We start from the raw sequence: 25,775 nt of genomic DNA on the forward strand, positions 1-25,775 counted from the left end.
TATGATCCGCACGGAAGAGATGCTTTTGAATGTAGGACCTCAGCATCCGAGTACACATGGTGTGTTCAGGCTCGTAATTAAGATTGACGGGGAAATTATTAAAGAAGCTACACCTGTTATTGGATATTTGCATCGCGGGACGGAAAAGATCGCTGAGAGCTTACAGTATACGCAAATTATCCCTTATACAGATCGAATGGACTATTTATCAGCCATGACGAATAATTACGTCATTTGCCATGCTGTAGAGACGATGATGGGGCTTGAAATTCCAGAGCGTGCCGAATACTTGCGAGTACTTGCGATGGAACTAGGAAGAATTGCGAGCCATCTCGTTTGGTGGGGGACGAATCTTCTTGATATAGGAGCGGTCAGCCCGTTTTTGTACGCGTTTCGTGAACGAGAGATGATTATAAATTTATTAAATGAATTATGCGGGGCACGGCTTACTTTTAACTATATGAGAGTTGGCGGTGTGAAGTGGGATGCGCCAGATGGTTGGATTGAAAAGGTGGAAGAGTTTGTTCCGTATATGAGGGAGCAATTAGCAGGTTATCATGATCTTGTTAGCGGTAATGAGATTTTCTTAAATCGTGTGAAAGGCGTTGGTATATATAGCGCGGAAGAAGCGATCTCGTATTCTTTAAGCGGAGCAAATCTGCGGTGCACTGGAGTAAACTGGGATCTTCGCAAAGATGAGCCGTATTCGATTTATGATCGTTTTGATTTTGATATTCCTGTTGGAAGCGTGGGAGATGCTTGGGATCGCTACGTTTGCCGAATGCAAGAAATCGAGGAGTCTTTAAAGATTGTTGAGCAAGCGGTTCAGCAGTTCCCGAAAGATGGAGCTGTGCTGGCAAAAGTACCGAAAATTATTAAGGCACCTAAGGGAGAAGCATTTGTACGTATCGAATCGCCGCGCGGAGAGATTGGTTGTTATATCGCAAGTGACGGAAAGAAAGAGCCGTACCGTTTGAAGTTTCGTAGGCCATCTTTTTATAACTTGCAAATTTTACCGAAGTTATTGAAAGGTGAAAACATCGCTAATTTAATTACGATTTTAGGTGGAGTTGATATTGTACTTGGGGAGGTTGATGGCTAATGATTGAGACGCTCTTACAATCACCTTCAAGCTGGACGAATTTCTTCATTTTTTTCGGATTAGCGGTACTTCTACTATTTGCAGTCCTTGGCTTCGTTACATATGGAATCTTGGCAGAACGGAAAGTGATGGGATTTATGCAAGGGCGGATTGGACCAAACCAGGTTGGAGGCCGATTCGGTTTACTGCAAACGGTAGCTGATGTTTTAAAACTATTATTGAAAGAAGATAGTATTCCGAAAGCAGCAGATAAACCGCTGTTTATATTAGCGCCTGTCATTGCATTTGCACCAGCATTTATGGTGCTTGCGGTTATCCCGTTCACTGATAAATTTCAATTTGCAGATATTGGAGTCGGGCTACTTTATTATATTGCTGTTTCCGGTATTACGACGATAGGTGTTGTAACTGGGGGATGGGCATCGAATAATAAATATTCCCTTTTAGGAGGGATGCGTGCGGCGGCGCAAATGATTTCTTATGAGATTCCGCTCGTAATGAGTGTAATTGGTATCGTTTTGCTAGCTGGTAGTCTGAATTTAAATGAGATTGTAGCGGCGCAGGAGAAGGTCTGGTACATTTTCGTACAGCCAATTGGCTTCGTCGTTTTCTTAATCGCAGCAGTTGCAGAGTTAAATAGGACGCCATTCGATTTGCCGGAAGCGGAGTCAGAACTTGTTTCTGGATATCATACGGAATACTCAGGTTTTCGCTGGGCGTTTTTCATGCTTTCAGAGTACGTATATTTCTTCGGGATGGCATCGTTAATTACAGTGCTCTTTTTAGGCGGATGGAATCCAGTCATGTTTCTTGGATTTATCCCAGGTGCCGTATGGTTTGCTTTGAAATTTAGCAGTGTAGTCTTTCTATTAATTTGGTTCCGCGTTACGTTCCCGCGTATAAGAGGTGACCAGTTAATGGAGTTTGGATGGAAAGTATTATTGCCGATTGCACTTGCAAATATTTTCTTAACGGCATTGATTAAGGAGTTATTCTTCTAATCTATGAGGGGGGTGCCAGTAAGAGATGAAAGGACTATTTAAAGGGTTAAAATATACATTAAGTAATTTGAGCAAGAAGAAGGTAACGTATGATTATCCAAATCAACCGTTGCCGTTGCCAGACCGTTTTCGGGGGATTCAAAAATTTTATCCGGAGAAATGTATTGTTTGTAATCAGTGCTCTAACATTTGTCCGACAGACTGTATTCAGTTAACAGGAAAGAAACATCCGGATCCTACGAAAAAAGGAAAAATTATCGACACGTATGATATTAATTTTGAAATTTGTATTCTTTGTGATTTATGTACAGAAGTTTGTCCGACAGAGGCAATTGTCATGACAAATAACTTTGAACTCGCGGAATATTCACGTGATGACTTATTTAAAAATTTGCAGTGGCTTGACGAAAACGACGAAAACGTCAGGAAGGAGAATAAGGCATGAATGGCGAGTTTGTAGCATTCTTTATACTATCCTTGTCTGCAATTATCGGCGGTGTTCTTATGTTGAACTTAACGAAAGTTATGCACATGATGCTAGCTCTCATTCTGACATTTCTCAGCATTGCAGGTTTGTATTTTCTTTTGTCAGCCGAATTTATAGGCGTTGCACAAATTTTACTTTACTCTGGTGCAATCACAATTATTATGATTTTCGGCATTATGTTAACGAAACATAACGCGGAAAATGAATCGCGTCTTACTCTTCGAAAATGGATTATCTTCTTTGCAGTTGTAGCATTTGGAGCGGTTATGTATTTCGCTGTTAATAATGTTGATTTTGCAAATGAAAGCACACAAGGAAGTTTACCTCTCCATGAAAACAACACACTTCAAATCGGTACGCTTCTCTATTCAAAATATATTATTCCATTTGAACTAACTTCAGTTATTTTACTTGTAGCACTCGTTGGCGCAATTATACTTGCGAAAAAGGACGAGAAAGAGGAGGATTCCAATGAGTAGCGTTCCAGCTTCTGCATATTTAACACTTGCGATTATTTTGTTTTGCATCGGTCTATTTGGAGCTTTAACAAAGCGGAATACAGTAATCGTATTAGTTTGTATCGAATTAATGCTGAATGCTGCCAATTTAAACTTAGTGGCGTTTAGTAAATTAGGCTTATTTCCGAATTTAACAGGTCAAATTTTCTCACTGTTTACGATGGCTGTAGCGGCAGCGGAAGCGGCGGTAGGACTCGCTATTTTAATTGCTTTATATCGTAATCGTACGACAGTACAGGTGGATGAAATGGATACGCTCAAAGGATAGCATTGTGACCGAAAAAGGGGGAAGGAAACAATGATCGATTATGCATGGCTCATACCGCTTTTCCCACTCGTTTCGTTTTTGTTACTTATTATATTCGGGAAGAAAATTAGAGAAGGAAGCAGCGTACTTAGTATTTTTTTCGTCTTTCTCTCCTTTATACTTGCGGTACTTGTGTTAATAGAAAGGTTTTCAGAAGCAAGCGTGAAGCATAAGTGGGTGTGGCTTAGAGCTGGAGATGTGGATATATCATTCGGCTTTGAAGTGACTGCATTAGGAGCTTTAATGTTATTTATCGTGACGCTTGTGAGTCTACTTGTACATGTGTATTCGAAAGGTTATATGAAAGGTGATGAACGATTACCGACCTTTTACGCATATTTAGGACTCTTTACATTTGCGATGTTAGGGCTTGTTATATCAACGAATTTATTACAACTTTATATATTTTGGGAATTAGTTGGCCTTGGCTCATTTTTACTTATCGGTTTTTATTTCTTTAAAGAAGAAGCGAAGGCTGCTGCAAAAAAGGCTTTTATTATGACCCGTATTGGGGATGTTGGTTTATTTATCGGGATGATTTTAATTTTTTGGTACGCAGGTAGTTTTGAATATGACGCAATATTTAGGGCGATTTATACAGGGGATCTACCTCCTTACATGATTACAATAACAGCGATATTAATTTTTATCGGGGCGATGGGGAAATCAGGTCAGTTCCCGCTTCATACGTGGTTGCCAGATGCAATGGAGGGGCCAACGCCCGTTTCGGCACTTATTCACGCGGCGACGATGGTCGCAGCTGGCGTATATTTAGTAGCGACGATGTTTCCTCTATTTTCAGCAAGTACAGTGGCGATGCAGACAGTGGCAATCGTTGGAGCTTTCACTGCAATCTTTGCGGCCTCTATCGGTCTTGTGCAAACAGATATAAAGAGGGTGCTTGCTTATTCTACAGTTAGCCAGCTCGGGTATATGATGCTCGCGTTAGGTTCTGCCGGTTATGTAGCTGGTATATTCCATTTAACGACACATGCTTTTTTTAAAGCACTACTATTTTTGGCGGCAGGAAGTGTAATTCATGCTGTGCATACGCAAAACATTAATAAAATGGGCGGTTTACAGAAGAAGATGAAAGTAACTGGTACGCTATTTTTAATAGGTACCCTTGCCATTAGCGGTGTTCCGCTGCTTTCCGGTTTTTTCAGCAAAGATGAAATTTTAGCGGCGACGTGGATGAATGGCAATTACGTTTTATTTACTTTAGCGGTAATTGCGGCGTTTTTAACAGCGTTCTATATGTTCCGCCTATACTTTCTTGTCTTTACTGGAGAAACGAAGAAGAAGGAAGAAGTGCATGAATCGCCTCGCGTTATGACGTATCCAATGATTGTTCTCGGCGTTCTCGCAGTAGTGGCAGGATATATAAATACACCATGGTTTGGGACGTTTCTTGGAGATTGGTTGACGAAAGATGTAGGATTTAAGGTTGAAGAAGCGCATGGACCAGTTTGGATTATGATTGTTGCGACACTCGTTTCATTTGCGGGAATCGCTCTTGCATATTTCATATATGGCAAGAAATCAATTTCTAGAGATTGGGCTGGGGGTACGGAAACATCGCTTTATAATCTTTTGAAAGAAAAATATTATGTGGATGAACTATACAACATGACGGTGATCCCTATTACGAAAGGAATCGCTCATGTGCTTCGCTTATTTGAATTGTATGTAGTCGAAGGAATTGCAGTTTTAATTGCAAGTGTAGTGAAAGGCACAAGTAACCTTGGATCGAAACTTCAAAACGGGAATGTACAAGTGTACGGTACTGTAACGGCGGTTTCGCTCGCTGTACTCGTCATTATTTTGCTCTATACGGGAGGGGATTTACGATGAATGATTTGTTGTTAACGTTCTTCATTTTTTCCCCGCTTTTAGGAATTTTATTGCTTGTATTAACACCGAAAAAGGAATTGCGTACAGTGCGAGCGCTTGGCTTATTTGGGACGGCACTTCCATTTGGAATCGCTATCGTCCTCGCTTGTACATATGCTTCTGGAAAGAATTTGTCACTATTCGATGAAAAGATGAAATGGATTAAGTTCGGCGATTTTACAGCGGTAGATAAAAGGTGGTTTTCTATTTATTACGAGCTCGGTATTGATGGTTTGTCGCTTGTCATGATGGTACTGACGGCTCTTCTAGCAACGCTTGCAGCAATTGCAGCCTTTTCTATTAAAAGAAATTTAAAAGCATTTTATATGCTGTTACTCATGCTAGAAATAGGAATGCTCGGCGTCTTTGCTGCTCAAAACTTAATGTTGTTTTTTATCTTCTTTGAAATTACGTTGCCACCAATGTTCTTATTAATTGGAAAGTGGGGAAAATTGTCGAGTGAAAAGGCTGCGTATAGTTATTTAATATATAACGGTATTGGCTCAGCTATTTTGCTCATTGTTTTCTCAATTTTGTTCGCGAAAACAGGTACAACAAATATTGTGGAGCTGAAAGAGATATTAAGAAGCGTAAACGCAGAGGGAGCACTCGTCATCCCAAGTAGTTTGCAGCTTAGTGTATTTATTGCCATAATGATTGCTTTTGCAATTAAACTATCTGTTTTTCCGTTGCACCGCTGGATGGTCAATGTACACATAGAAGCGCATCCAGCTGTAGTTATGCTTCATGCGGGTGTTTTGCTGAAGATTGGAGCGTACGGTATTATTCGCTTCGGGAAAGGGCTATTCCCGGAATATTTTCACGATGTTGCAACACTAATTGCGATATTAGGCGTAATTAATTTATTATACGGTGCCTTTTTAGCGCTCATCCAAACAGACTTTAGGAAAGTACTGGCTTACTCTAGTATTTCGCATATGGGAATTGTGTTAATGGGACTTGCGTCACTTAATGCACCTGGTACACAAGGAGCGTTATTCCAGGTTGTATCGCACGGTTTAATTGCAGCCTTGCTGTTTTTCTTACTCGGTGTTATAGAACAACGTTTCGGAACATCAGACATTACAGCGCTTGGTGGACTCGCAAAAAGTGTCCCAGTACTTAGCGGCTTCTTCTTAGCAGGAGGAATGGCATCGCTCGGATTACCAGGGATGTCTGGGTTTGTTAGTGAATTTCTTGCCTTTCTCGGTTTATTTCAAGGAGAGCCCGTCATTGCTGGAGTCGGTGTGATTGGCATCATTTTAACCGCTGTATATGTATTAAGGGCGACACTTCAAGTGACATTTGGAAAGAAAGAGTGGGAAGCAAAATCTGATATACACGGATGGGAGTATGTCCCTGTTTTACTACTTATCTTTTGTATTATTGCAATTGGAGTTATGCCAGAAATACTAGGAGATCCGCTTCAAAATACATTGAAAACATTGGGGGTGAAGTAGGATGGATATGAATACGTTACTTAGCTTATCGTGGCATCTAATGGTGCCAGAATTTATTATTCTCGGCGCCGCCATCCTCCTTTCCATATGTGATTTGTTTTTTAAGCTGAACCATAGATATGTAGCTCTTGGTGCGATTGCTGCCATCGTATTAGCAATCGTGTCATTAATTACTCTATATAGCGAACCGGCAGGAGATATTTTAAATGGATCGTTTGTGTTAGATGGATTTTCAAAAGGGTTTAAAACGTTGCTATTAGGTGCCTCAGCTCTCATTTTATGCACCGCAATGAGCGATGATAAGAAGAATCCAATTGAAGATAAAGGTGAATATTATTACTTATTTTTAATGGCACTTCTTGGCACGATGTTCATGGCTTCTAGTGTTGATTTTATTACCCTTTTCGTTGGTTTGGAGTTACTTTCACTTTCTTCCTATATCTTAGTAGGAATACGAAAAAAGAGCCGTGCATCAAATGAAGCGGCAATGAAATACGTCATTAGCGGAGGAATTGGAACGGCGATTACGCTCTTCGGAATGAGTTATTTATACGGTATTACAGGTTCAACTAACATTGTAGATATGCAAAAGGTACTCACTGGGGAACTCGCTAGTGGTATTCAGTTATTGTTAGCTCTCGCATTTCTTTTATTGCTAGTTGGTCTCTCATTTAAAATTGCCACAGTGCCGTTTCATATGTGGGCACCTGATGTGTATGAAGGAGCGGCTACACCAGTTACTGCTTTTCTTGGAACGATTTCTAAAATTGCCGGGTTCCTACTCATTATTCGTTTGTTCCTTATGATCTTTGCAAGTGTATTAATACAAGGAGATATGCAATCTTTATATGGGCATATGAGTATATATATTGCGGTGCTAGCAAGTATTACGATGATTGTTGGGAATGTAGTCGCATTAAAACAATACAATATAAAGCGTTTATTTGCTTATTCGGGCATTGCTCATGCAGGATATTTACTCGTTCCACTTGTGGCATTATCACCATTTACGATGGATAGCATGTGGTTTTATATGCTGGCATACATGCTTATGAATATAGGGGCATTTGCTATCATCCACGGCTTAATCTTACAAAATAATGAGGAAAATATAACAATTTTCACAGGTTTATATAAAAGGTCGCCATTTACAGCGATAATGATGACAATTTTTATTTTATCGTTGGCTGGGATACCAGGAACGGCTGGCTTCATTGGAAAGATTAATATCTTTTTAGGCGCACTTCATGTAGAGCCAGCACATTACGTACTAGCTTCGATTATGATGGGTACGACAGTTGTTTCATTCGTATATTATTTCCGTATTTTACAACAAATGTTTTTCCGCACCGGAGAGACAGAAGAGAGAATACGGTTACCGTTAAATATAAAGGTTGTTATGAGTCTTTGTGCAATTTCGATTGTAATACTAGGGATTATGCCGATGATTGGGTACAATTTCTTTTATGAATATTTTCCATTAATGAAAGATTTCTTCTTCTTAGGGAACGTGGTACAATAGTGAAAATAAAAGGTGTGGAGTCAGTACTCTGCGCTTTTTATTTTGTGTTAACTTGTAATGTAGATATACGTTTTTGGAAAGAAAATCACGATGTAAAATGTAAGATGTCTATGTGCATTTGAAAAAGTGTAGCTCCTACTTATTATGGTATCGTTTTTATATTCTTTCATAAGTAGTAGCTGAGTAAAAAGGGGTCGATTTTTTGGCACAACTTTTAGGGCAACAAGCACTGATTGCCATTGTTTCGCATTTATTGTTTATTACCATTACGTGGTGGGCCTTACAAGGCATTCACATTGAGCGTTTAATGAAGTCCGGAAAAGTGCTGCAGACGCGAGTATTACTCATCTTAATTACAATTGCAATTGGGACATCTGTAAGTAACTTTTTCCTTGATTATTTAGGCTATTCGAAGAGTTTAACGTATTTAGTAAAGTAAGTGTATAGAACCTCAAATCTCCGTTAACAATGGGGATAGGAGGGGATGAAATTGAAGCTTAAAGCCATTCTTATTGTTGCACTTAGTGTTGTTTTATTTTTGGTTGGATATAGAGAGATGAAACCGATAAGCGATGAACAGAAAATGGAGAGCATGATCAAGGCTTTAGAGAAAAATGATGCTAAAGTAGAAAAATGGTCATGGTTAGCGAGAGAAACAAAAACAATTTCTAACATACATACGTTTCAAAAGTTGTTAAACGATGTGAAGGAAAAGGCAAATATTCAAAAGTGGGAAGTAGAGCAATCTCCAGATGGATATAAAGCTACATCCTATAAAAAGCTTTCTTCTTATGAAGAACGAGTAGTAGTAACTTGGAGTAAAGAAAATACTAAAGAAAACACTTTCATTATCTTTGAAGTAAGTGGGGCGAAATGGGACCCGAAGTATGTTCGAAACATGAATAAAATTTTTAGTGAAAAACCTATAATTTACACTTGTGTTCAAGGTGTACTGAATGATAAGATTGAAGGTGTTTTGCAAAATAAAACCAATCAGGTTTTGAAAGATCTTTCAGCAAGAGCGATCGAACAAGTAGAAGAAAGAGCATTTGTGTCAGTCTCCGCATACAATAAAAAGTGGGATGACGCTCTTTCAACAAATAGAGAGAAAATAAATGTGCAAATAGCAATACGTTCTACAGACAACAAAGATACAATTGTGGTTGGCACACCGATCATAACTTCTGAGTATTGAGTGAATAGATACTGAAAAAAGGACACGGAGGGGAATAATTTGGAAAAGATCATCGTCCGTGGCGGAAAGCGGTTAAACGGCACAGTGCGTGTTGAGGGCGCAAAAAATGCTGTATTACCTATAATCGCTGCAGCCCTATTAGCGAGTGATGGAAAGAATGTACTATCTGAAGTACCAGTTTTGTCTGATGTATACACAATTAATGAGGTATTACGTCATTTAAATGCTGAAGTCGTATTTGAAAATAATCAAGTAACAATCGATTCTTCTAAAGAACTAAACATTGAAGCACCATTTGAATATGTACGTAAAATGCGTGCATCTGTTCAAGTAATGGGACCATTATTAGCACGTAACGGTCGTGCTCGTATTGCACTTCCTGGTGGATGTGCAATTGGTTCACGTCCAATTGACCAACATTTAAAAGGCTTCGAAGCAATGGGAGCAAAAGTACAGGTTGGTAACGGTTTTGTTGAGGCATATGTTGAGGGAGAACTAAAAGGAGCTAAAATCTACTTAGACTTCCCAAGCGTAGGCGCCACAGAAAACATTATGTCTGCAGCTACATTAGCAAAAGGGACAACAATTCTTGAAAACGCAGCGAAAGAACCAGAAATCGTTGACTTAGCTAACTTCTTAAATGCGATGGGAGCGAAAGTACGCGGAGCTGGAACTGGAACGATTCGTATCGAAGGCGTTGATAAATTATATGGTGCAAACCACTCTATTATTCCTGACCGTATTGAAGCGGGAACATTCATGGTTGCAGCAGCAATTACTGGTGGAGACATCTTAATTGAAAATGCTGTACCTGAACATTTACGCTCAATTACAGCGAAAATGGAAGAAATGGGTGTTAAAATTATTGAGGAAAACGAAGGTGTACGTGTTATCGGCCCAGATAAGTTAAAAGCGGTTGATATTAAAACTATGCCTCACCCAGGTTTCCCAACAGACATGCAATCACAAATGATGGCATTATTACTACAAGCTGATGGAACAAGCATGATTACAGAAACGGTATTCGAAAACCGCTTTATGCACGTTGAAGAATTCCGTCGTATGAATGCTGATATTAAAATTGAAGGTCGTTCTGTTATTATGAACGGTCCAAACAGCTTACAAGGTGCTGAAGTAGCAGCAACGGACTTACGTGCTGCAGCTGCATTAATCTTAGCTGGTTTAGTATCAGAAGGTTATACTCGTGTAACTGAGTTAAAACATCTTGACCGTGGCTATGTAAACTTCCATAAGAAATTAGCTGCATTAGGTGCAACTATTGAACGTGTAAACGAAAAAGTAGAAGAAGTGAAAGAACAAGAAGTTTCTGATCTTCACGCTTAATTAAAATAGTCTCTATGTCTTTTGACATAGGGGCTATTTTTTTGGGTTATTACTGTTATAGTCAATAAATTCTATACTTATGCACGTACCAGTAAAAATATTTAGAAAATTTCTGTTTTATACTCTTCCCCTTAAGTATGTTCTAAAAGAAAGAGTTGTTCCATAAGAATGAATGGAGTAAAGCTTTTATATTGGAGGAAAATAGGATGAAATTTTCAAAGCCACTTTTTATTACAGTAGCGCTCTTAATAGCGCTCGTTATCATTGTACCTGCAGCCCTTGTTATTCCATTTGCGAAAGCAAAAGTAGGGGAAGAAACGGCCTCTAAAACTCCTCCAGCGATAGAAAGCATACCAGCTCCAGGAAAAGTAGATACAGCTGTTCAAGTTGCTGTATATCGCGAAAAACAGAAGAAGGTAGAAACACTACCAGTGGAGGAGTATGTGACAGGTGTAGTAGCTTCTGAGATGAATGCCAGTTTTGAAATAGAGGCACTAAAGGCGCAGGCATTAGCAGCGAGAACATTTGTAGTACAACGTATGCTAAGCGGAGGAAAGAAAAATAATGCGGACGTGACAGATACGGTGAAAGATCAAGTGTACAAAAGCAAAGATGAATTGAAGAAGCAATGGGGTAATAACTACGAAAATAATTTGAAGAAAATCGAAGAAGCCGTTTCGAAAACAGCAGGACAAGTTTTAACGTATGATGGAAAACCAATTTCAGCATCCTTCTTTTCAACGAGTAATGGCCGAACAGAAAATGCAGCTGACTATTGGGGAAATGATTATCCGTACTTGAAAAGTGTAGATAGTCCGTGGGATCAAGCCTCTCCAAAGTTTACGAGCGAGCAAACATTTACAGTAGCTGATTTTCAAAAACGTCTCGGTGTGAAAGTGCTAGCAGACGGAAAGGTTGGCAATATTAAAGACCTTACGGAAGGAAAGCGCGTAAAGGATGTAGCTTTTCAAGGAAAAACATTAACAGGAAAAGAAGTTCGTGAAAAGTTAGATTTACGTTCTTCTGATTTCACATGGAAACAACAAGGGGATAAAATCATCGTTACGACGAAAGGCTTCGGTCACGGCGTTGGTATGAGTCAATACGGGGCGAACGGCATGGCAGCAGAAGGAAAGAAATATACAGATATCGTCGCTCATTACTATAAAGGCGTTGAAATAAAGACGATGAATGATTATGAAGGAAAATTGATGGTGAAGAAATAGGTGTCAGAACTCTGGCGCCTATTTTTTTGTTCGGAATAGAATAATTTTCCATTAATTGTTTGATATAATAGGATAAAAAATATTTGGAGGAGACGAAATGGCGCTACTGGAGTTGAAACAGTTAGAGAAGGCGAACCAGTTACCGGCAATTGAGCTAGAGGTGGAGAAGGGACAATGTATTGTTTTGCAATGCAATAATCATACAGCTAAAGTGTTACACCGCATCATTATTGGTGAAGAAGAGGCGTCGACTGGCAATGTACTGTTTGAAGGAGAAGCAATTGGAAAGAAAAATTATTCCCGCATCGGTTTTTGTTTTTTGAAAGATGAGGCATATGATCGTTTGAAGGTGAAAGAATACTTCAAATTTCTATTAGGGCTTTATGAATCAAAGATAAGTATAGAAGAAGTTGTGCAGTCTGTTGGTCTTCTAGATAAACTAAACGTTAAAATAGAAAAATTATCATTTTCAGAGAAACGCCGTCTTCATATCGGACGAGTGATGATTCATAATCCGGATTTAATTATTTTGGAAGAACCGGAGCAAAATGTAGATATAGAGAGTACGGTTATTATTCGAAAAGCAATTATGAAAATGAAAGAGCAAGGAAAGGCAATCTTTATTACGTCATCATTTTTATCGGATGCCCTTTCGTTAACGGAAGATGTATACATACTAAACAATGATGGTGTGAAAAAAGTAGAAATTGAACAAGAGGAAGCAGAAAAAGTCGATGAAGAGAAGGTCGTTCAAATAATTCCGCAAATGAAGTTAGAAAGAATACCTGCGAAAGTGAACGATAAAATCATTTTACTTGATCCGATGGAAATCCATTTCATTGAAACGCAAAATGGAGTGACACATATTCACGTTCGTGAAGGAGATTTCATATGTACATTAACATTAAGCGAACTAGAAGCAAGGTTAACAGGTTTTGGTTTCTTTAGATGTCATCGCTCGTATCTTGTGAATTTACAAAGAGTGCGAGAAGTGATTACTTGGACTCGTAACAGTTTTAGCTTAATTTTAGACGACGAAAGAAAAAGTTCAATCCCGCTTTCAAAAGGACGAATGGATGAATTAAAAGGTGTGATTGGGCTATAAAAAGTGCTCCAATAAGCTCAACATGCGATTCATTCACCGGTAAAAATACTCCTTTTACCGGTATTTTACTGCGTAATCCCTTTGTTTTTCATATGATTGAGTCAAGAAAAGCGAAACAAACGAACGAAAAGCGCTAAAGCGACTTTCATCTATAAAGAAGAAAAACAAAGGGGATGAAGAAATGACATTGGCAATTGAAATGAAAGATGTAATGAAAAGTTTCAGTGGAAAAACGGCACTTCGAAATGTAAATATTGAGGTGAAGCAAGGAGAGATATTCGGATTCCTCGGACCGAGTGGATCTGGTAAGACGACAACAGTAAAAATTTTAACTTCTCAATTGCTTCATAGTGTTGGAACGGTAAGAGTATTAGGGAAAGATATTACAGGACCAAGTAGCATCGATTACAAACGAATTGGTATTTTAACAGATAACAGCGGCTTATATGAAAGACTTAGCATTTATGATAACTTACTATTATTTTGTGACTTATATGATTGCAAAAAAGAACGAATCGATGAAGTACTAGCGCAAGTGAATTTATTAGATGATAAAAAAACACCAGTAAAGAAACTATCAAAGGGAATGAAGCAACGCGTCACACTAGCGAGAGCAATCCTTCATAAACCAGATATCCTCTTCTTAGATGAACCAACATCTGCACTTGATCCAGTAAACGTACAAAACATTCATAAAATCTTAAAAGACTTAAATGAAGAAGGAACGACGATTTTCTTAACGACTCACAACATGGATGAAGCAGAAACGCTTTGTAACCGTATTGCCTTCCTTTGTGGCGGAGAAATTGTAGCACTCGATACGCCAGAGAACCTGCGCTTACAATACGCTAAGGATCAAATAGAGGTCGTATTAAAAGGTAAACGAAAAGAAGTAGTGCAAAAAGATGAATTAGGCGCAAATCGTATTTCAGAATGGATGAAAAAGGGCGAACTGTTATCTATTCATTCACACGAACCAACGCTAGGCGATATCTTTATTGAAGTTACTGGGAGGGGATTATAATGACATTTTCAATGAGACGTGTATCAGCTATTTTTAGAAAAGAAGTACAAGATTTTAAGACAAATTCACAAGTGTTGTTAATGGCATTTTTACCAATTATACTTTCATTTTTGTTTAGCAGATTTGGAGTGGGAAAGGAAATGTTAGGTATTACTACTATAACGGCCTTCCTATTTGTCGCAGGCTTTGTTCAATCTATGGTAATTGCAGAAGAAAAAGAAAAACATACATTGCGTGTATTAATGCTGTCACCGGCATCTTCGGTTGAAGTTCTACTTGGAAAGAGTTTATTAACATCGGGTCTGACGATGGTCATTTGTATTGCAAATTTATTCATTTTAGATCAGTTAAATATTAATCTTCCATTGGTAGGATTGATATTCTTATGCGGAACTATTTTGTTTATCGTACTTGGAACAATGATCGGATTACTTGCATCTTCTGTACCACAAACATCAATAATTGGAATGCCGATATTAATGACGATGTATTTGGCTGTACAGTTTGAGCCAATGGTTGAAAATAAAGTAATTAAGACGATGATTGGATATCTTCCAACATCTCATATTGTGAAAGCACTTAAAAGCTTAGTAGGTGGGGCGGGATTTAGTAGTATTAGTGGGCATGTATTAAATGTTGCGGTTTGGCTTATTATATCGCTCGTTGTATGTTTAATCGTATATAAAAAGAAACAATTAGACTAAAAACTGAGCTAAAAGTGCTCAGTTTTTTCTTTTTTCTATCATTTCCTCGGAAATTTTACAGTTCTTATACATATTTTTACAGATTTTGTCGAAAAGTAATTAGTTATACGTTGTATAGGATACGTGAATATTGTTCAAAATGATTGCTGAGGTGATGATGGAATGCGAGGAAGAAATAATAAAAAGTCGCAAAAGGTAGTACATTTATTTCAAAAAAGATGGGTGTTTCCGGCACTATACATTGCTTGTGCAGCGGTAATCTTAATGGTTGCGCTATGGTTCCAAGGAGCTAATCCGAAGAAGACTCCTAACCAGGATCAAGCAACACCGTATACACAATCGGAAGATCCAGCAGTGCCAGTAACGAAATCTTCAGAAGTAGTGAAAATGCCAGCTGCCGCGAATGCGGAAGTAGTCGTACAGAAGAAATTCTATGAAGATGCAGCAACTGAGGCGGAACAAGAAAAAGCACTTGTCTTTTATAACAACACATATTCCCCGAACAAAGGAATTGACATTGCTGCGAAGAATGGAAAAGAATTCAATGTTGCTGCTGCTTTAAGTGGTACAGTAACGAAAGCTGAAAAAGATTCACTTCTTGGTTATGTTGTAACAGTTGATAGTGGAAATGGTGTAGCGGTATCTTATCAAAGCTTAGGCAGTGTGAAAGTAGAAAAAGGTGCAAGAGTTGCACAAGGTGAAGTATTAGGAACATCCGGTCTAAGTGCAATGAATAAAGAGGCAGGCTCTCACGTTCACTTTGAAGTACGTAAAGACAATGTGGCTGTGAACCCTGAACGTTACTTAAATAAATCAGTAACAGAAATTAAAGCTGATGCAGGTGCTGCAAAGGCTACGAATGCTTCTGGTAAAAAAGCTGATGACAAATCTCAAAAAGAAGAGAAGTCAACGAGCACGAAACCTGAAAGTAAAACAGAAGACAAGTCTCAAAAAGAAGAGAAATCAACAAGCGGTTCAACTAGTGACAAAAAAGAAGAACCGAAGAAAGAAGAAAAATCAACAAATGGTTCTACAGAATCATCTAACGATTCTTCTTCACAAGAATAAGAAAGTGAAAAAATCAGTTCCCACTAAGGGAGCTGATTTTTTTATTTTTATATAAAAATACTCAATTTCGAGAAAAAAGTTGCAAAAACAAGGAAAAATGACGAGATTCTCGAATATATATTACAAAAGGGAGGGGATACTGTGTCATTTTTATTTGTTCTGTCGACTGCTATTATTTTATTGTTTGTTTTATTCACCTTATATTATTATATTGCCGGTAAGAAAGAGGTTCCCCACCATCAATTATTAGAAGAAGAGTTTGAAAGAGAAGAATGACGCCTTATATATAAGGTGTCATTTTTTTTCGTCAAAATAGTCACCGTTAACGTATTTCTCACAAAAAAACGTAATTTTTCTTAACTTAGTCCGCAAAAATAGTGAACATGTAGCATATATCAGTAGTGCGGGCAATACAATGGTATAAACCAAAGCAAAGAGAGTGTTTGAGGTGAGAAATCGTGAATCATTTCATTATAAATCCAAGAATGTTTAACGCTTACAAACAGCACTCACACTTACTTCTTAGTCGTATGCAGCGAGGCTCATTTCACCCTTCTCACATCCAAATTAGGGAGGCGAGTGGTGTGCACGATTACATCAAAGAGAGAACTATCAAGATTGGTAAGTATATCGTGGAGACAAGAAAGACAGTGCGTGTCATTGCAAAGGAATTTGGGGTATCAAAGAGTACAGTCCATAAAGATTTAACAGAACGTCTACCAGAAATTAATCCAGAGCTCGCAAATGAAGTGAAAGAAATTCTTGATTATCATAAGTCTATTCGCCATTTAAGAGGTGGAGAAGCAACAAAGCAAAAGTATAGAAAAGAAGATGTAGAGAAGCCTGTACGTCAATAATGTTACAGTAGCAAACATTCCGTTCACATTCGGTAATATTTTTCAGAAGAATTCTTTTTGCGAATATTACGTTTCTGTTAAATTTATGATAAAATCAGAAATTAGGTGAAAAGAATTCGGGTGTAACCTGATTTTGAATATCGAGGAGGAAAAAACGGGAATGTTTGCGCGAGATATCGGAATTGACCTAGGTACGGCTAACGTATTAATTCATGTTAAAGGTAAGGGTATTGTATTAAATGAGCCATCTGTTGTGGCAATTGATCGTAATAGTGGTAAAGTATTAGCAGTAGGTGAAGAAGCGAGAAGCATGGTGGGACGTACACCGGGTAATATTGTAGCAATTCGTCCACTTAAAGATGGTGTAATCGCAGACTTCGAAATTACAGAAGCAATGTTAAAGTATTTCATTAACAAATTGGACGTAAAGAGCTTCTTTTCAAAACCTCGTATTTTAATTTGTTGTCCAACAAATATTACATCAGTAGAACAAAAAGCAATTCGTGAAGCTGCTGAACGTTCAGGTGGTAAAACAGTATTTTTAGAAGAAGAACCAAAAGTAGCCGCAGTTGGTGCTGGTATGGAAATCTTCCAACCAAGCGGTAACATGGTTGTTGATATTGGTGGAGGTACAACAGATATCGCTGTACTATCTATGGGTGATATTGTTACCTCTTCCTCTATCAAAATGGCTGGCGATAAGTTTGATATGGAGATCTTAAACTATATTAAACGTAAGTATAAGCTATTAATCGGAGAACGTACTTCAGAAGATATTAAAATTAAAGTTGGTACAGTATTCCCAGGTGCACGTAGCGAAGAGCTTGAAATTCGCGGACGTGACATGGTAACAGGCTTACCACGTACAATTACAGTATGCTCTGAAGAAATTACAGAAGCATTAAAAGAAAATGCAGCTGTTATTGTACAAGCTGCAAAAGGCGTATTAGAGCGCACACCACCAGAATTATCTGCAGATATCATCGACCGCGGTGTTATTCTAACAGGCGGTGGAGCTTTACTACACGGTATCGACATGCTTCTAGCAGAAGAACTAAAAGTACCAGTATTAATTGCTGAAAATCCAATGCACTGCGTTGCGGTTGGTACAGGTATTATGTTAGAGAATATCGACAGATTACCAAAGCGTGCTTTGAGATAATTTGAAAGAACTAAGGCTAATGCCTTAGTTCTTTTTTTTCGTTTTTATATTTTTTTATTTTGATTTTTTGCGAAAATGGAAGGAAAATAGAGAAATGTGAAGGAAACAGGTAAAATATTCATATATATGGTTAAATTTAATATTTCCTTAATTGAAAACGTTTATAATATAATGAGTCGAATACGACATTAAGGCAAATAATGTTTCAATACATATTGCCTTTCCCTAATTTGGGCATACACTCCTTTCCACCTCCGTGTCAGTTGCAAAAATGTGCAACTATTTTAATGGAATAGAGTGTGTGCATTTTTTTTAGGAAGTTGTGCTAAATATAAAATGTTACTTTGTAATGACAAACAATAAACAAAATGGGATAATAGCAATATGTCCAAGTGGTAAGACCAATATTACAAAAGGGGCGATTGTTACATGCTAAATATAGAACAAATTAAAGAAATCATTCCTCACCGCTATCCATTTTTACTTGTTGATAAAATATTAGAAGTAGATGAAGGCAAAAGAGCGGTTGGGATTAAAAATGTATCCGCAAACGAAGAATTCTTTAACGGACACTTCCCTGACTATGCAGTTATGCCTGGTGTACTTATTGTAGAAGCATTAGCACAAGTCGGAGCAGTTGCAGTATTAAAGAAAGAAGAAAACCGCGGAAGACTTGCTTTCTTTGCAGGTATCGACAATTGCCGTTTCAAAAAACAAGTACGCCCAGGTGATCAGCTTCGTCTAGAAGTAGAAATGACACGCGTACGCGGCCCAATTGGAAAAGGAAAAGCAATCGCAACAGTAGATGGTGAAGTTGCATGTGAGGCAGAAATTACATTTGCGATTGGTGATAAAAAAGAATAGATAGTACTGAAAAATCCTTCTACATGTGCAGAAGGATTTTTTTATTACTATTTTGTTAGAAGTTTTAAAATTAATAATAACCAGAATTTTAACTATAAGTAAATGGAAATTTGTATATGATGACGCTATAAATATCTTGGAATTAAGATAAATGATAACGCGATAAAAATAGAGATATCATTGTCACATTATAGAAGGTATAAGATAGGACAAAGGTTATTCTGATTAGTTATGATGGATTACAGAGACAAGAAATGGAGAAATTTAACGGTAGAAGTAAATAAAAAATTTGCGTAGCATATCGGGCATAAAAGAAAAAAGGGGAAAATGTTGTATTTTGAAAAAAAGGAGATCATAATATGTTCGGGAGAAAAAAAAGAAAGCCATTAAGACAACTAATTACTCATAAAGAGCCTAAATCACGCATTGCGGAACAATACCGTAATATCCGTACAAATATTGAATTTACATCTGTAGATAACCATATTCGTTCCATCATTGTTACTTCAGTAGATTCTGGTGACGGAAAAACAACGACAATCGCAAACTTAGCGGTTGTTTTTGGCCAACAAGGAAAAAAAGTATTGTTAATTGGAGCAGACTTACGTAAGCCGACATTGCAAAATTTATTCGCTACATATAGTCCAAATGGATTAACGAATTTATTATCAGGACAGACTTCGTTTGTGCAATGTATTCAAAAAACGGATATAGAGAACGTATATGTTATGTCAGCAGGTCCAATCCCACCAAATCCAGCAGAGCTACTTGGATATCGTAAAATGGATGAAGTGCTTCTAGAGGCATATAAGATGTTTGACATTGTTCTAATTGATACACCACCCGTAATGGCCGTTACGGATGCACAAATACTCGCTAATAAATGCGATGGTGTTGTATTAGTAGCACGAAGTGAAAAAACTGAAAAGGATAAACTAATAAAAGTGAAACAAATATTAGATAAAGCGTCAGGAAAGCTACTTGGTGTTATATTGAACGATAAAAGAGAAGAACAAGAGCCGTATGGATATTATTAGAAAATAATGTATGAAATAGTATTTTTTAAAAGTTAGCAATTTTTCGCTAACTTTTTTTTTGGTTTTTAAAAATTTATTATTAAAATATAAGGAAACAAAATGCAATAGAATTTTTGGCGAATTGATGGAATGTGTTGTCATATTTAAGATTATTTTGTAAGATTATATATGTTTTTAAATAACAATCGTACATAGATATTACTAAAATAAAAAAATGTAAGATTATATGTTATAATTTTTCCTATGTGTAAATTTTAGAAAGTTGGAGGAACTTATGGAAGAAACAATTAGTTTAAAAGAGTTATTTCATATCTTAAAAAAACGTTTAGCAATGATCCTCGTAATCGCATTTGGTGCAGCTATAGTAAGTGCTATCATTAGCTTCTTCTTTATGACACCAATCTATCAATCTTCGACGCAGATTCTTGTTAACCAGAAGAAGCAAGAAGGTGCAGCTATTCAATACAATGAGGTACAAACAAATATTCAATTAACAAATACATACAAGGTTATTATTAAAAGCCCAGTTATTTTGGATCAAGTGAAAGAAAAGCTAGGTTTAAATATAACAGTACAAGAGCTAAACAATAAAATTGAAGTAGCTAATGAGAAAGACTCACAAGTAGTGGCGGTAACTGCGCAAGATAAAGACCCAAAACTAGCTCGTGATATTGCTAATACAACTGCAGAAGTGTTTAAAGGTGAAGTTGCTAAAATTATGAGTGTTGATAACGTAACAGTGTTATCAAAAGCAGAAGTTGCAGAAAATCTATCTCCAATTAAACCACGTCCAATGTTAAATGTAGCAATTGCTTTCGTTATTGGTTTAATGGCTTCAATTGGTCTTGCATTCTTACTAGAATACTTAGATAACACAGTGAAAAAAGAAGAAGATGTAGAAAGCTTACTTGGCTTACCAGTGTTAGGTATTGTCGCTCGTATGGATGAAGAAACATTGAACGTAAAATCACACGCTCCATCATCAAGAAAAGTGAGGGGACAAACAATTGGCTCTTAATTTATTTAAAAAGAAAAAGAATCATCGTCAACGTCGTCAATTAATTGCTCATCAACAACCGAAATCACCAATTTCAGAACAATATCGTAATATTCGAACGAATATTGAATTTGCAGCTGTTGATTTGAATTTACATTCATTAATGGTAACATCTGCGAATCCAAGTGAAGGGAAAACGACAACGACAGCTAATATGGCAGTTGTGTTTGCTCAACAAGGAAAGAAAGTATTATTAATTGATGCTGATATGCGTAAGCCGGCGATGCATCAAATGTTCCAAGTAGATAATATTTTTGGACTAACGAATGTATTAACATATAGTGAACGTTTAGAGAAATGTGTACAAACGACATCTGTAGAAAATCTGAACTTTTTGGCATGTGGTCCAATCCCACCAAATCCAGCAGAATTATTAGGTTCAAAATCAATGAAAGAACTTCTTGGACAAGCATACAGCATGTACGACTTAGTTATTTTTGATATGCCACCTATTTTAGCTGTTACCGATGCGCAAATTATGGCAAATGTATGTGATGCTTCTATTCTTGTTGTTCGTAGTGAATCAACAGAGAAAGAAACAGCAGTAAAAGCAAAGGGATTGTTAGAATCGGCTAAAGGTAAATTGTTAGGTGTTGTTCTAAACGATCGTGAACGTGAAGAAGGCTTATATTATTATTACGGTGCAAACTAATTAAAAGAGTGAGATATGGTTGAAACATATCTCCTTTTTTCCCTTGAACATGAGAAATTTCTCATATTCAAGGGAAAAAAGATTTTTATATGAGAGAGGGAGGATGAAACAAATGATAGATTTACATTGTCACATTTTACCTGGTATCGATGACGGTGCACAGACAGTAACAGATAGTTTAGCAATAGCACAACAAGCCGTTTCAGAAGGAATACATACCATTGTCGCAACGCCACATCATCAAAATGGAAAATATATAAATGAACGTACCTCAATTATTCATGGAGTAAAACAACTGAATGATGAACTACAACAACATAATATCCCGCTTACTATTTTACCGGGGCAAGAGGTCAGATTATATGGTGATTTATTAGAAGACTATGAAACTGGTAAAATTGTTACTTTAAATGAAACAAATAAATATATATTCATTGAATTTCCATCGAATCACGTACCTCGTTATGCTGAACAACTATTATATGAACTGCGCGTTAAGGGAATGATTCCAATTATCGTTCATCCGGAACGTAATGCCGAGTTAATTGAGCGGCCAGATAAGTTATATAACCTTGTAAATAAAGGGACATTAACGCAAGTAACAGCAGGTAGTTTACTTGGGAAGTTTGGCAAAAAAATTAAAAAATTCTCACTACAGCTTGTGGAACATAATTTAACACATATGGTCGCTTCAGATGCACATAACACAACTTCAAGAGGATTTCATTTAGCGGAAAGCTATGAATTAATTGAGAAAGAATTCGGGATGAATGTTATGAGTGATTTGAAAGAAAATCCGTACTTATTAATTAGCGGCAAGGCAATTTATAAAGAAGATCCAGAACAAATTCGTCGCAAAAAATTATTCGGTATTTTTTAAATAAAGAATTGGTGATGTCTCCTAACCGTTATCAACGGGGGCACTCGGTCGTGCTGTGGGTAGAAATTTTATTTCATGCCTACCTTAGACGCTTGTCGTCGGGAGTATGGCGTGAGGATGGGTTAGATGCCCATAATTTATTTGTAATAGAAACTCTACCTATGGAGTTATAAAAATGACTCTATAGGTAGGGTTTTTGTTATTGTTACATACAAATAAATAGATTTATAGGGGGAGTATAATTGAAAAAAGTAAGAAAAGCAATTATTCCAGCTGCTGGTCTTGGTACAAGATTTTTACCAGCAACGAAAGCGATGCCGAAAGAAATGTTACCGATCGTTGATAAACCAACAATTCAATACATAATAGAAGAAGCGATTGAATCAGGAATTGAAGATATTATTATTGTTACTGGAAAAGGTAAACGTGCCATTGAAGATCATTTTGATCATTCATTTGAACTAGAACAAAACCTTTTAGAAAAAGGGAAGTATGAAATGCTTGAAAAAGTACAAGCTTCTTCAAAAATTAACATTCATTACATAAGACAAAAAGAACCGAAGGGTTTAGGGCATGCAGTATGGTGTGCACGTAAATTTATTGGAAATGAACCATTTGCGGTATTACTTGGTGATGACATTGTGCAAGCAGAAACGCCATGTTTGCGTCAATTAATGGATCAATATGAAGGAACACAATCATCTGTTATAGGTGTACAAACAGTACCAGAAAATGAAACGCATCGTTACGGTATTATCGATCCAGTTGAACAAAATGATCGACGTTATCAAGTACGTCAATTTGTAGAGAAGCCAGAGCAAGGAACAGCACCATCAAACTTAGCTATTATGGGTCGTTACGTATTAACACCAGAAATTTTTATGTTTCTAGAGAATCAACAAACAGGTGCAGGCGGTGAAATTCAATTAACAGATGCGATTCAACGATTAAATGAAATTCAGCGTGTGTTTGCTTATGACTTTGAGGGGATTCGTTATGATGTTGGGGAGAAGTTTGGATTTATTAAGACGACAATTGAGATGGCACTTCAACATGAATCCTTAAGGGAAGATTTAATAAGTTATATGAATGAACTTGTAAAAAAAGAAAATGTACATATTTAAAGTGAGGTGAAAAGGCATTGGCCTTAACTAAAGTATCAAGTGGAGTTGTAAAAGAACAAAGAATGCTTGTTGCTGAAGAGATAAATCAGAGTGTGTTTTATTTATTTATGAAGCGTGTAATAGATATATTAGGTTCATTATGCGGTCTTATTTTTCTTTTTCCTGTTTTCCTTGTTATAGCGTTACTTATTAAGTTAGAAGATCCTAAGGGTTCCATTCTTTTTAAGCAGGTTCGTGTTGGGAAAAATGAAAAGGAGTTTGGAATGTATAAATTTCGTTCCATGGTGACAGATGCAGAAGAGCGATTAAAGGATTTATTAGAACATAATGAAGTATCAGGGGCAATGTTTAAAATGAAAGAAGACCCCCGTGTCACGAAAATTGGCAAGTTTATTCGGAAAACGAGTATCGATGAATTACCACAATTATTAAATGTACTAAAAGGTGAAATGAGTTTAGTTGGACCGCGTCCACCGCTTCCAAGAGAGGTAAAAGAATATACTTTGTATGATAAACAGAGATTGCTTGTTACACCAGGTTGTACAGGACTATGGCAAGTTACAGAGAGAAATAGTGTTGGTTTTGCAGAGATGGTGGAATTAGATTTAACTTATATTAAAAAGCGTAATATTAGGTTTGATTGTAAGTTAATATTAAAGACGGTATTAGTTTTAGTTGGTTCAAAAGATGCCTATTGATGAATAGTTCAATTAATAGGTCAGATTTAAAAAGTGGTAGTTGGTACACTAACTTGTATTTAAGTATAAAATGTCTGCAAGGGAGATTTTTAATATGAATATAGCGGTAGTAGGGACTGGATACGTAGGTCTAGTGACAGGTGTAGGTTTATCAGAAGTAGGACATAGTGTTACTTGTATTGATATGGATGAAAAAAAAGTGGAGAAAATGCAAGATGGACAATCACCAATTTATGAGCCTGGTTTAGATGAGTTAATGCTGAAAAACATCGAGGCTGGACGCTTAAATTTTACTACAGACCATCTAACAGCATTTAAGGAAGCTCAAGTCATTTATATAGCGGTAGGTACTCCTGAAAATGAAGATGGAACAGCAAACTTAACTTATGTTAATCAAGTTATAGAACAAATTGCTCAAAATGTAAAACGAGATATTATAGTAGTAACAAAAAGTACAGTACCTGTAGGAACTAATCATTATATTAAAGATAGATTAAAAGGGTTATTAGTGGAAGGTATTAAAATTGAGGTAGTATCAAATCCAGAGTTCCTTCGAGAAGGATCTGCCGTTTATGATATATTCAACGGTGATCGTATTGTAATTGGTGCTGAATGTGATGAAGCATTAGAAGTAATGCGTAAGGTTAATAAACCTTTTGGTATTCCTATATATGAAACCGATATTTGTAGTGCTGAAATGATTAAATACGCCTCTAATGCATTTTTAGCTACAAAAATTAGTTTTATTAATGAAATTGCTAACGTATGTGAAAAAGTAGGTGCTGATGTAGAGAAGGTAGCCCTTGGAATGGGATTAGATAGCCGTGTTGGTAATCAATTCTTAAAAGCTGGAATTGGTTATGGGGGCTCTTGTTTCCCAAAAGATACAAAGGCACTTAAAAAAATCGCAGAAAATGTAGACTATGATTTTAGCTTGTTAAGTTCGGTTATTCAATTTAACAATAAGCAACAAAGGAAGTTACTTGATCAGGCTATAAAGGATTTTGGGACATTAGAAGGAAAAAAAGTAGGTATATTAGGACTAACTTTTAAGCCTAATACAGATGATATGCGAGAAGCAGCTTCATTAGTTATTATCCCAGAACTTATAGAAATGGGTGCACATGTAAAAGCTTATGATCCAATAGCAATTGATAATGCAAAGAAAATCTTACCTAGTACAATAGAATATGTGAATGAAGTAATAGAAGCGATTAAAGATACAGAAATTGTATTTATTTTAACAGAATGGGATGAAATTAAATCTATACCATTAGAAAAATTTGGAATAGAAATGAAAGATCCAAATATATATGATGGCAGAAATTGTTTTGGAATTGAAGCTGTGAAGAATAGTGATATAAACTATTTTTCAGTAGGAAGAGAAGCTATTAAAAGAAGCAGTGTAAGGGTTTAGTTTAAATTGTAATTTTTAACTAGAGATTTGTAAAAAAGTTAGTAGTAATTATATAAGGTATATGAAGGAGG

27 protein-coding genes are annotated in these 25,775 nt (G+C 36.8%); all 27 read left to right on the plus strand.

Annotated elements, in window-relative coordinates; translation table 11 throughout:
• The first annotated feature begins 1 nt into the window (after position 1).
• The 27 genes from nuoD to ACTFR3_RS23630 all read left to right on the plus strand — a co-directional run bounded on the left by nuoD (position 2) and on the right by ACTFR3_RS23630 (position 25,704).
• Positions 2–1,102, plus strand: a complete 1,101-nt coding sequence (gene nuoD / locus ACTFR3_RS23500) for an NADH-quinone oxidoreductase subunit NuoD (RefSeq protein ID WP_000621434.1) — start codon at positions 2–4, stop codon at positions 1,100–1,102.
• Positions 1,102–2,103: an NADH-quinone oxidoreductase subunit NuoH gene (gene nuoH, locus ACTFR3_RS23505; protein WP_000573426.1), complete on the plus strand. Its 1,002-nt coding sequence runs from the start codon at positions 1,102–1,104 to the stop codon at positions 2,101–2,103. The genes nuoD and nuoH overlap by 1 nt, the downstream gene beginning before the upstream one ends.
• A 25-nt stretch (positions 2,104–2,128) precedes the next feature.
• The gene (nuoI, locus tag ACTFR3_RS23510; protein WP_000677191.1) at positions 2,129–2,548 is read left to right on the plus strand and encodes an NADH-quinone oxidoreductase subunit NuoI; all 420 of its coding nucleotides are present in this window, start codon (positions 2,129–2,131) and stop codon (positions 2,546–2,548) included.
• A complete protein-coding gene (locus ACTFR3_RS23515) occupies positions 2,545–3,069 on the plus strand; it encodes an NADH-quinone oxidoreductase subunit J (RefSeq protein WP_440044839.1) in 525 nt (174 codons plus the stop codon). Before nuoI ends, ACTFR3_RS23515 begins: the two co-directional genes overlap by 4 nt.
• On the plus strand, positions 3,062–3,376 hold the full coding sequence (nuoK, locus tag ACTFR3_RS23520) for an NADH-quinone oxidoreductase subunit NuoK (RefSeq protein ID WP_000100079.1): 315 nt from the start codon (positions 3,062–3,064) through the stop codon (positions 3,374–3,376). The genes ACTFR3_RS23515 and nuoK overlap by 8 nt, the downstream gene beginning before the upstream one ends.
• Positions 3,377–3,406: 30 nt before the next feature.
• A complete protein-coding gene (gene nuoL, locus ACTFR3_RS23525; protein WP_440044840.1) occupies positions 3,407–5,269 on the plus strand; it encodes an NADH-quinone oxidoreductase subunit L in 1,863 nt (620 codons plus the stop codon).
• Entirely contained in the window at positions 5,266–6,768 is a 1,503-nt protein-coding gene (locus ACTFR3_RS23530; RefSeq protein ID WP_440044841.1) for an NADH-quinone oxidoreductase subunit M, read from the plus strand. Before nuoL ends, ACTFR3_RS23530 begins: the two co-directional genes overlap by 4 nt.
• Positions 6,769–6,775: 7 nt before the next feature.
• Positions 6,776–8,290 carry an NADH-quinone oxidoreductase subunit NuoN gene (gene nuoN, locus ACTFR3_RS23535; protein WP_440044850.1) on the plus strand — a complete coding sequence of 505 codons (1,515 nt, stop codon included), beginning with the start codon at positions 6,776–6,778 and terminating at the stop codon, positions 8,288–8,290.
• A gap of 202 nt (positions 8,291–8,492) precedes the next feature.
• Entirely contained in the window at positions 8,493–8,729 is a 237-nt protein-coding gene (locus ACTFR3_RS23540) for a DUF1146 family protein (RefSeq protein WP_000057889.1), read from the plus strand.
• A gap of 51 nt (positions 8,730–8,780) precedes the next feature.
• Positions 8,781–9,485: a YwmB family TATA-box binding protein gene (locus ACTFR3_RS23545; RefSeq protein ID WP_000767917.1), complete on the plus strand. Its 705-nt coding sequence runs from the start codon at positions 8,781–8,783 to the stop codon at positions 9,483–9,485.
• Between the two features lie 39 nt (positions 9,486–9,524).
• Entirely contained in the window at positions 9,525–10,829 is a 1,305-nt protein-coding gene (gene murA, locus ACTFR3_RS23550; protein ID WP_000411274.1) for a UDP-N-acetylglucosamine 1-carboxyvinyltransferase, read from the plus strand.
• Positions 10,830–11,035: 206 nt separating this feature from the next.
• Entirely contained in the window at positions 11,036–12,055 is a 1,020-nt protein-coding gene (gene spoIID, locus ACTFR3_RS23555; protein ID WP_000672663.1) for a stage II sporulation protein D, read from the plus strand.
• A 97-nt stretch (positions 12,056–12,152) separates the two neighbouring features.
• Complete coding sequence (locus tag ACTFR3_RS23560; RefSeq protein ID WP_440044842.1) at positions 12,153–13,160, plus strand: LytTR family transcriptional regulator DNA-binding domain-containing protein; 1,008 nt, start codon at positions 12,153–12,155, stop codon at positions 13,158–13,160.
• A gap of 181 nt (positions 13,161–13,341) precedes the next feature.
• Entirely contained in the window at positions 13,342–14,184 is an 843-nt protein-coding gene (locus ACTFR3_RS23565; RefSeq protein WP_322357244.1) for an ABC transporter ATP-binding protein, read from the plus strand.
• A complete protein-coding gene (locus ACTFR3_RS23570) occupies positions 14,184–14,888 on the plus strand; it encodes an ABC transporter permease (RefSeq protein WP_000144450.1) in 705 nt (234 codons plus the stop codon). The genes ACTFR3_RS23565 and ACTFR3_RS23570 overlap by 1 nt, the downstream gene beginning before the upstream one ends.
• 162 nt (positions 14,889–15,050) lie before the next feature.
• On the plus strand, positions 15,051–15,956 hold the full coding sequence (locus ACTFR3_RS23575) for a M23 family metallopeptidase (RefSeq protein WP_001214933.1): 906 nt from the start codon (positions 15,051–15,053) through the stop codon (positions 15,954–15,956).
• Positions 15,957–16,097: 141 nt separating this feature from the next.
• Positions 16,098–16,232: a hypothetical protein gene (locus tag ACTFR3_RS23580; protein WP_000008901.1), complete on the plus strand. Its 135-nt coding sequence runs from the start codon at positions 16,098–16,100 to the stop codon at positions 16,230–16,232.
• A gap of 308 nt (positions 16,233–16,540) precedes the next feature.
• A complete protein-coding gene (gene spoIIID, locus ACTFR3_RS23585) occupies positions 16,541–16,813 on the plus strand; it encodes a sporulation transcriptional regulator SpoIIID (protein ID WP_000544012.1) in 273 nt (90 codons plus the stop codon).
• A 160-nt stretch (positions 16,814–16,973) separates the two neighbouring features.
• Positions 16,974–17,975 carry a rod shape-determining protein gene (locus tag ACTFR3_RS23590; RefSeq protein WP_000457978.1) on the plus strand — a complete coding sequence of 334 codons (1,002 nt, stop codon included), beginning with the start codon at positions 16,974–16,976 and terminating at the stop codon, positions 17,973–17,975.
• Positions 17,976–18,404: 429 nt separating this feature from the next.
• Complete coding sequence (gene fabZ, locus ACTFR3_RS23595; protein WP_000931959.1) at positions 18,405–18,839, plus strand: 3-hydroxyacyl-ACP dehydratase FabZ; 435 nt, start codon at positions 18,405–18,407, stop codon at positions 18,837–18,839.
• A gap of 359 nt (positions 18,840–19,198) precedes the next feature.
• Positions 19,199–19,876, plus strand: coding sequence for a CpsD/CapB family tyrosine-protein kinase (locus ACTFR3_RS23600; protein ID WP_163092845.1), 678 nt, complete (start codon positions 19,199–19,201; stop codon positions 19,874–19,876).
• A 274-nt stretch (positions 19,877–20,150) separates the two neighbouring features.
• Entirely contained in the window at positions 20,151–20,894 is a 744-nt protein-coding gene (locus tag ACTFR3_RS23605; protein WP_016111010.1) for a YveK family protein, read from the plus strand.
• On the plus strand, positions 20,884–21,585 hold the full coding sequence (locus tag ACTFR3_RS23610; RefSeq protein WP_017656719.1) for a CpsD/CapB family tyrosine-protein kinase: 702 nt from the start codon (positions 20,884–20,886) through the stop codon (positions 21,583–21,585). The genes ACTFR3_RS23605 and ACTFR3_RS23610 overlap by 11 nt, the downstream gene beginning before the upstream one ends.
• 112 nt (positions 21,586–21,697) lie before the next feature.
• Positions 21,698–22,465 (plus strand): tyrosine-protein phosphatase, encoded by a 768-nt coding sequence (locus ACTFR3_RS23615; protein ID WP_440044843.1) that lies wholly within the window; start codon positions 21,698–21,700, stop codon positions 22,463–22,465.
• Positions 22,466–22,707: 242 nt separating this feature from the next.
• The gene (bpsC, locus tag ACTFR3_RS23620; protein WP_048538356.1) at positions 22,708–23,589 is read left to right on the plus strand and encodes a UTP--glucose-1-phosphate uridylyltransferase BpsC; all 882 of its coding nucleotides are present in this window, start codon (positions 22,708–22,710) and stop codon (positions 23,587–23,589) included.
• 17 nt (positions 23,590–23,606) lie between these two features.
• A complete protein-coding gene (locus tag ACTFR3_RS23625; protein ID WP_017656716.1) occupies positions 23,607–24,287 on the plus strand; it encodes a sugar transferase in 681 nt (226 codons plus the stop codon).
• Between the two features lie 94 nt (positions 24,288–24,381).
• Positions 24,382–25,704 carry a UDP-glucose dehydrogenase family protein gene (locus tag ACTFR3_RS23630; RefSeq protein WP_163092846.1) on the plus strand — a complete coding sequence of 441 codons (1,323 nt, stop codon included), beginning with the start codon at positions 24,382–24,384 and terminating at the stop codon, positions 25,702–25,704.
• Positions 25,705–25,775: the final 71 nt, after the last annotated feature.

The sequence above is a fragment of the Bacillus cereus group sp. MYBK14-1 genome, assembly GCF_051916885.1.
GTDB lineage: Bacteria > Bacillota > Bacilli > Bacillales > Bacillaceae_G > Bacillus_A > Bacillus_A cereus.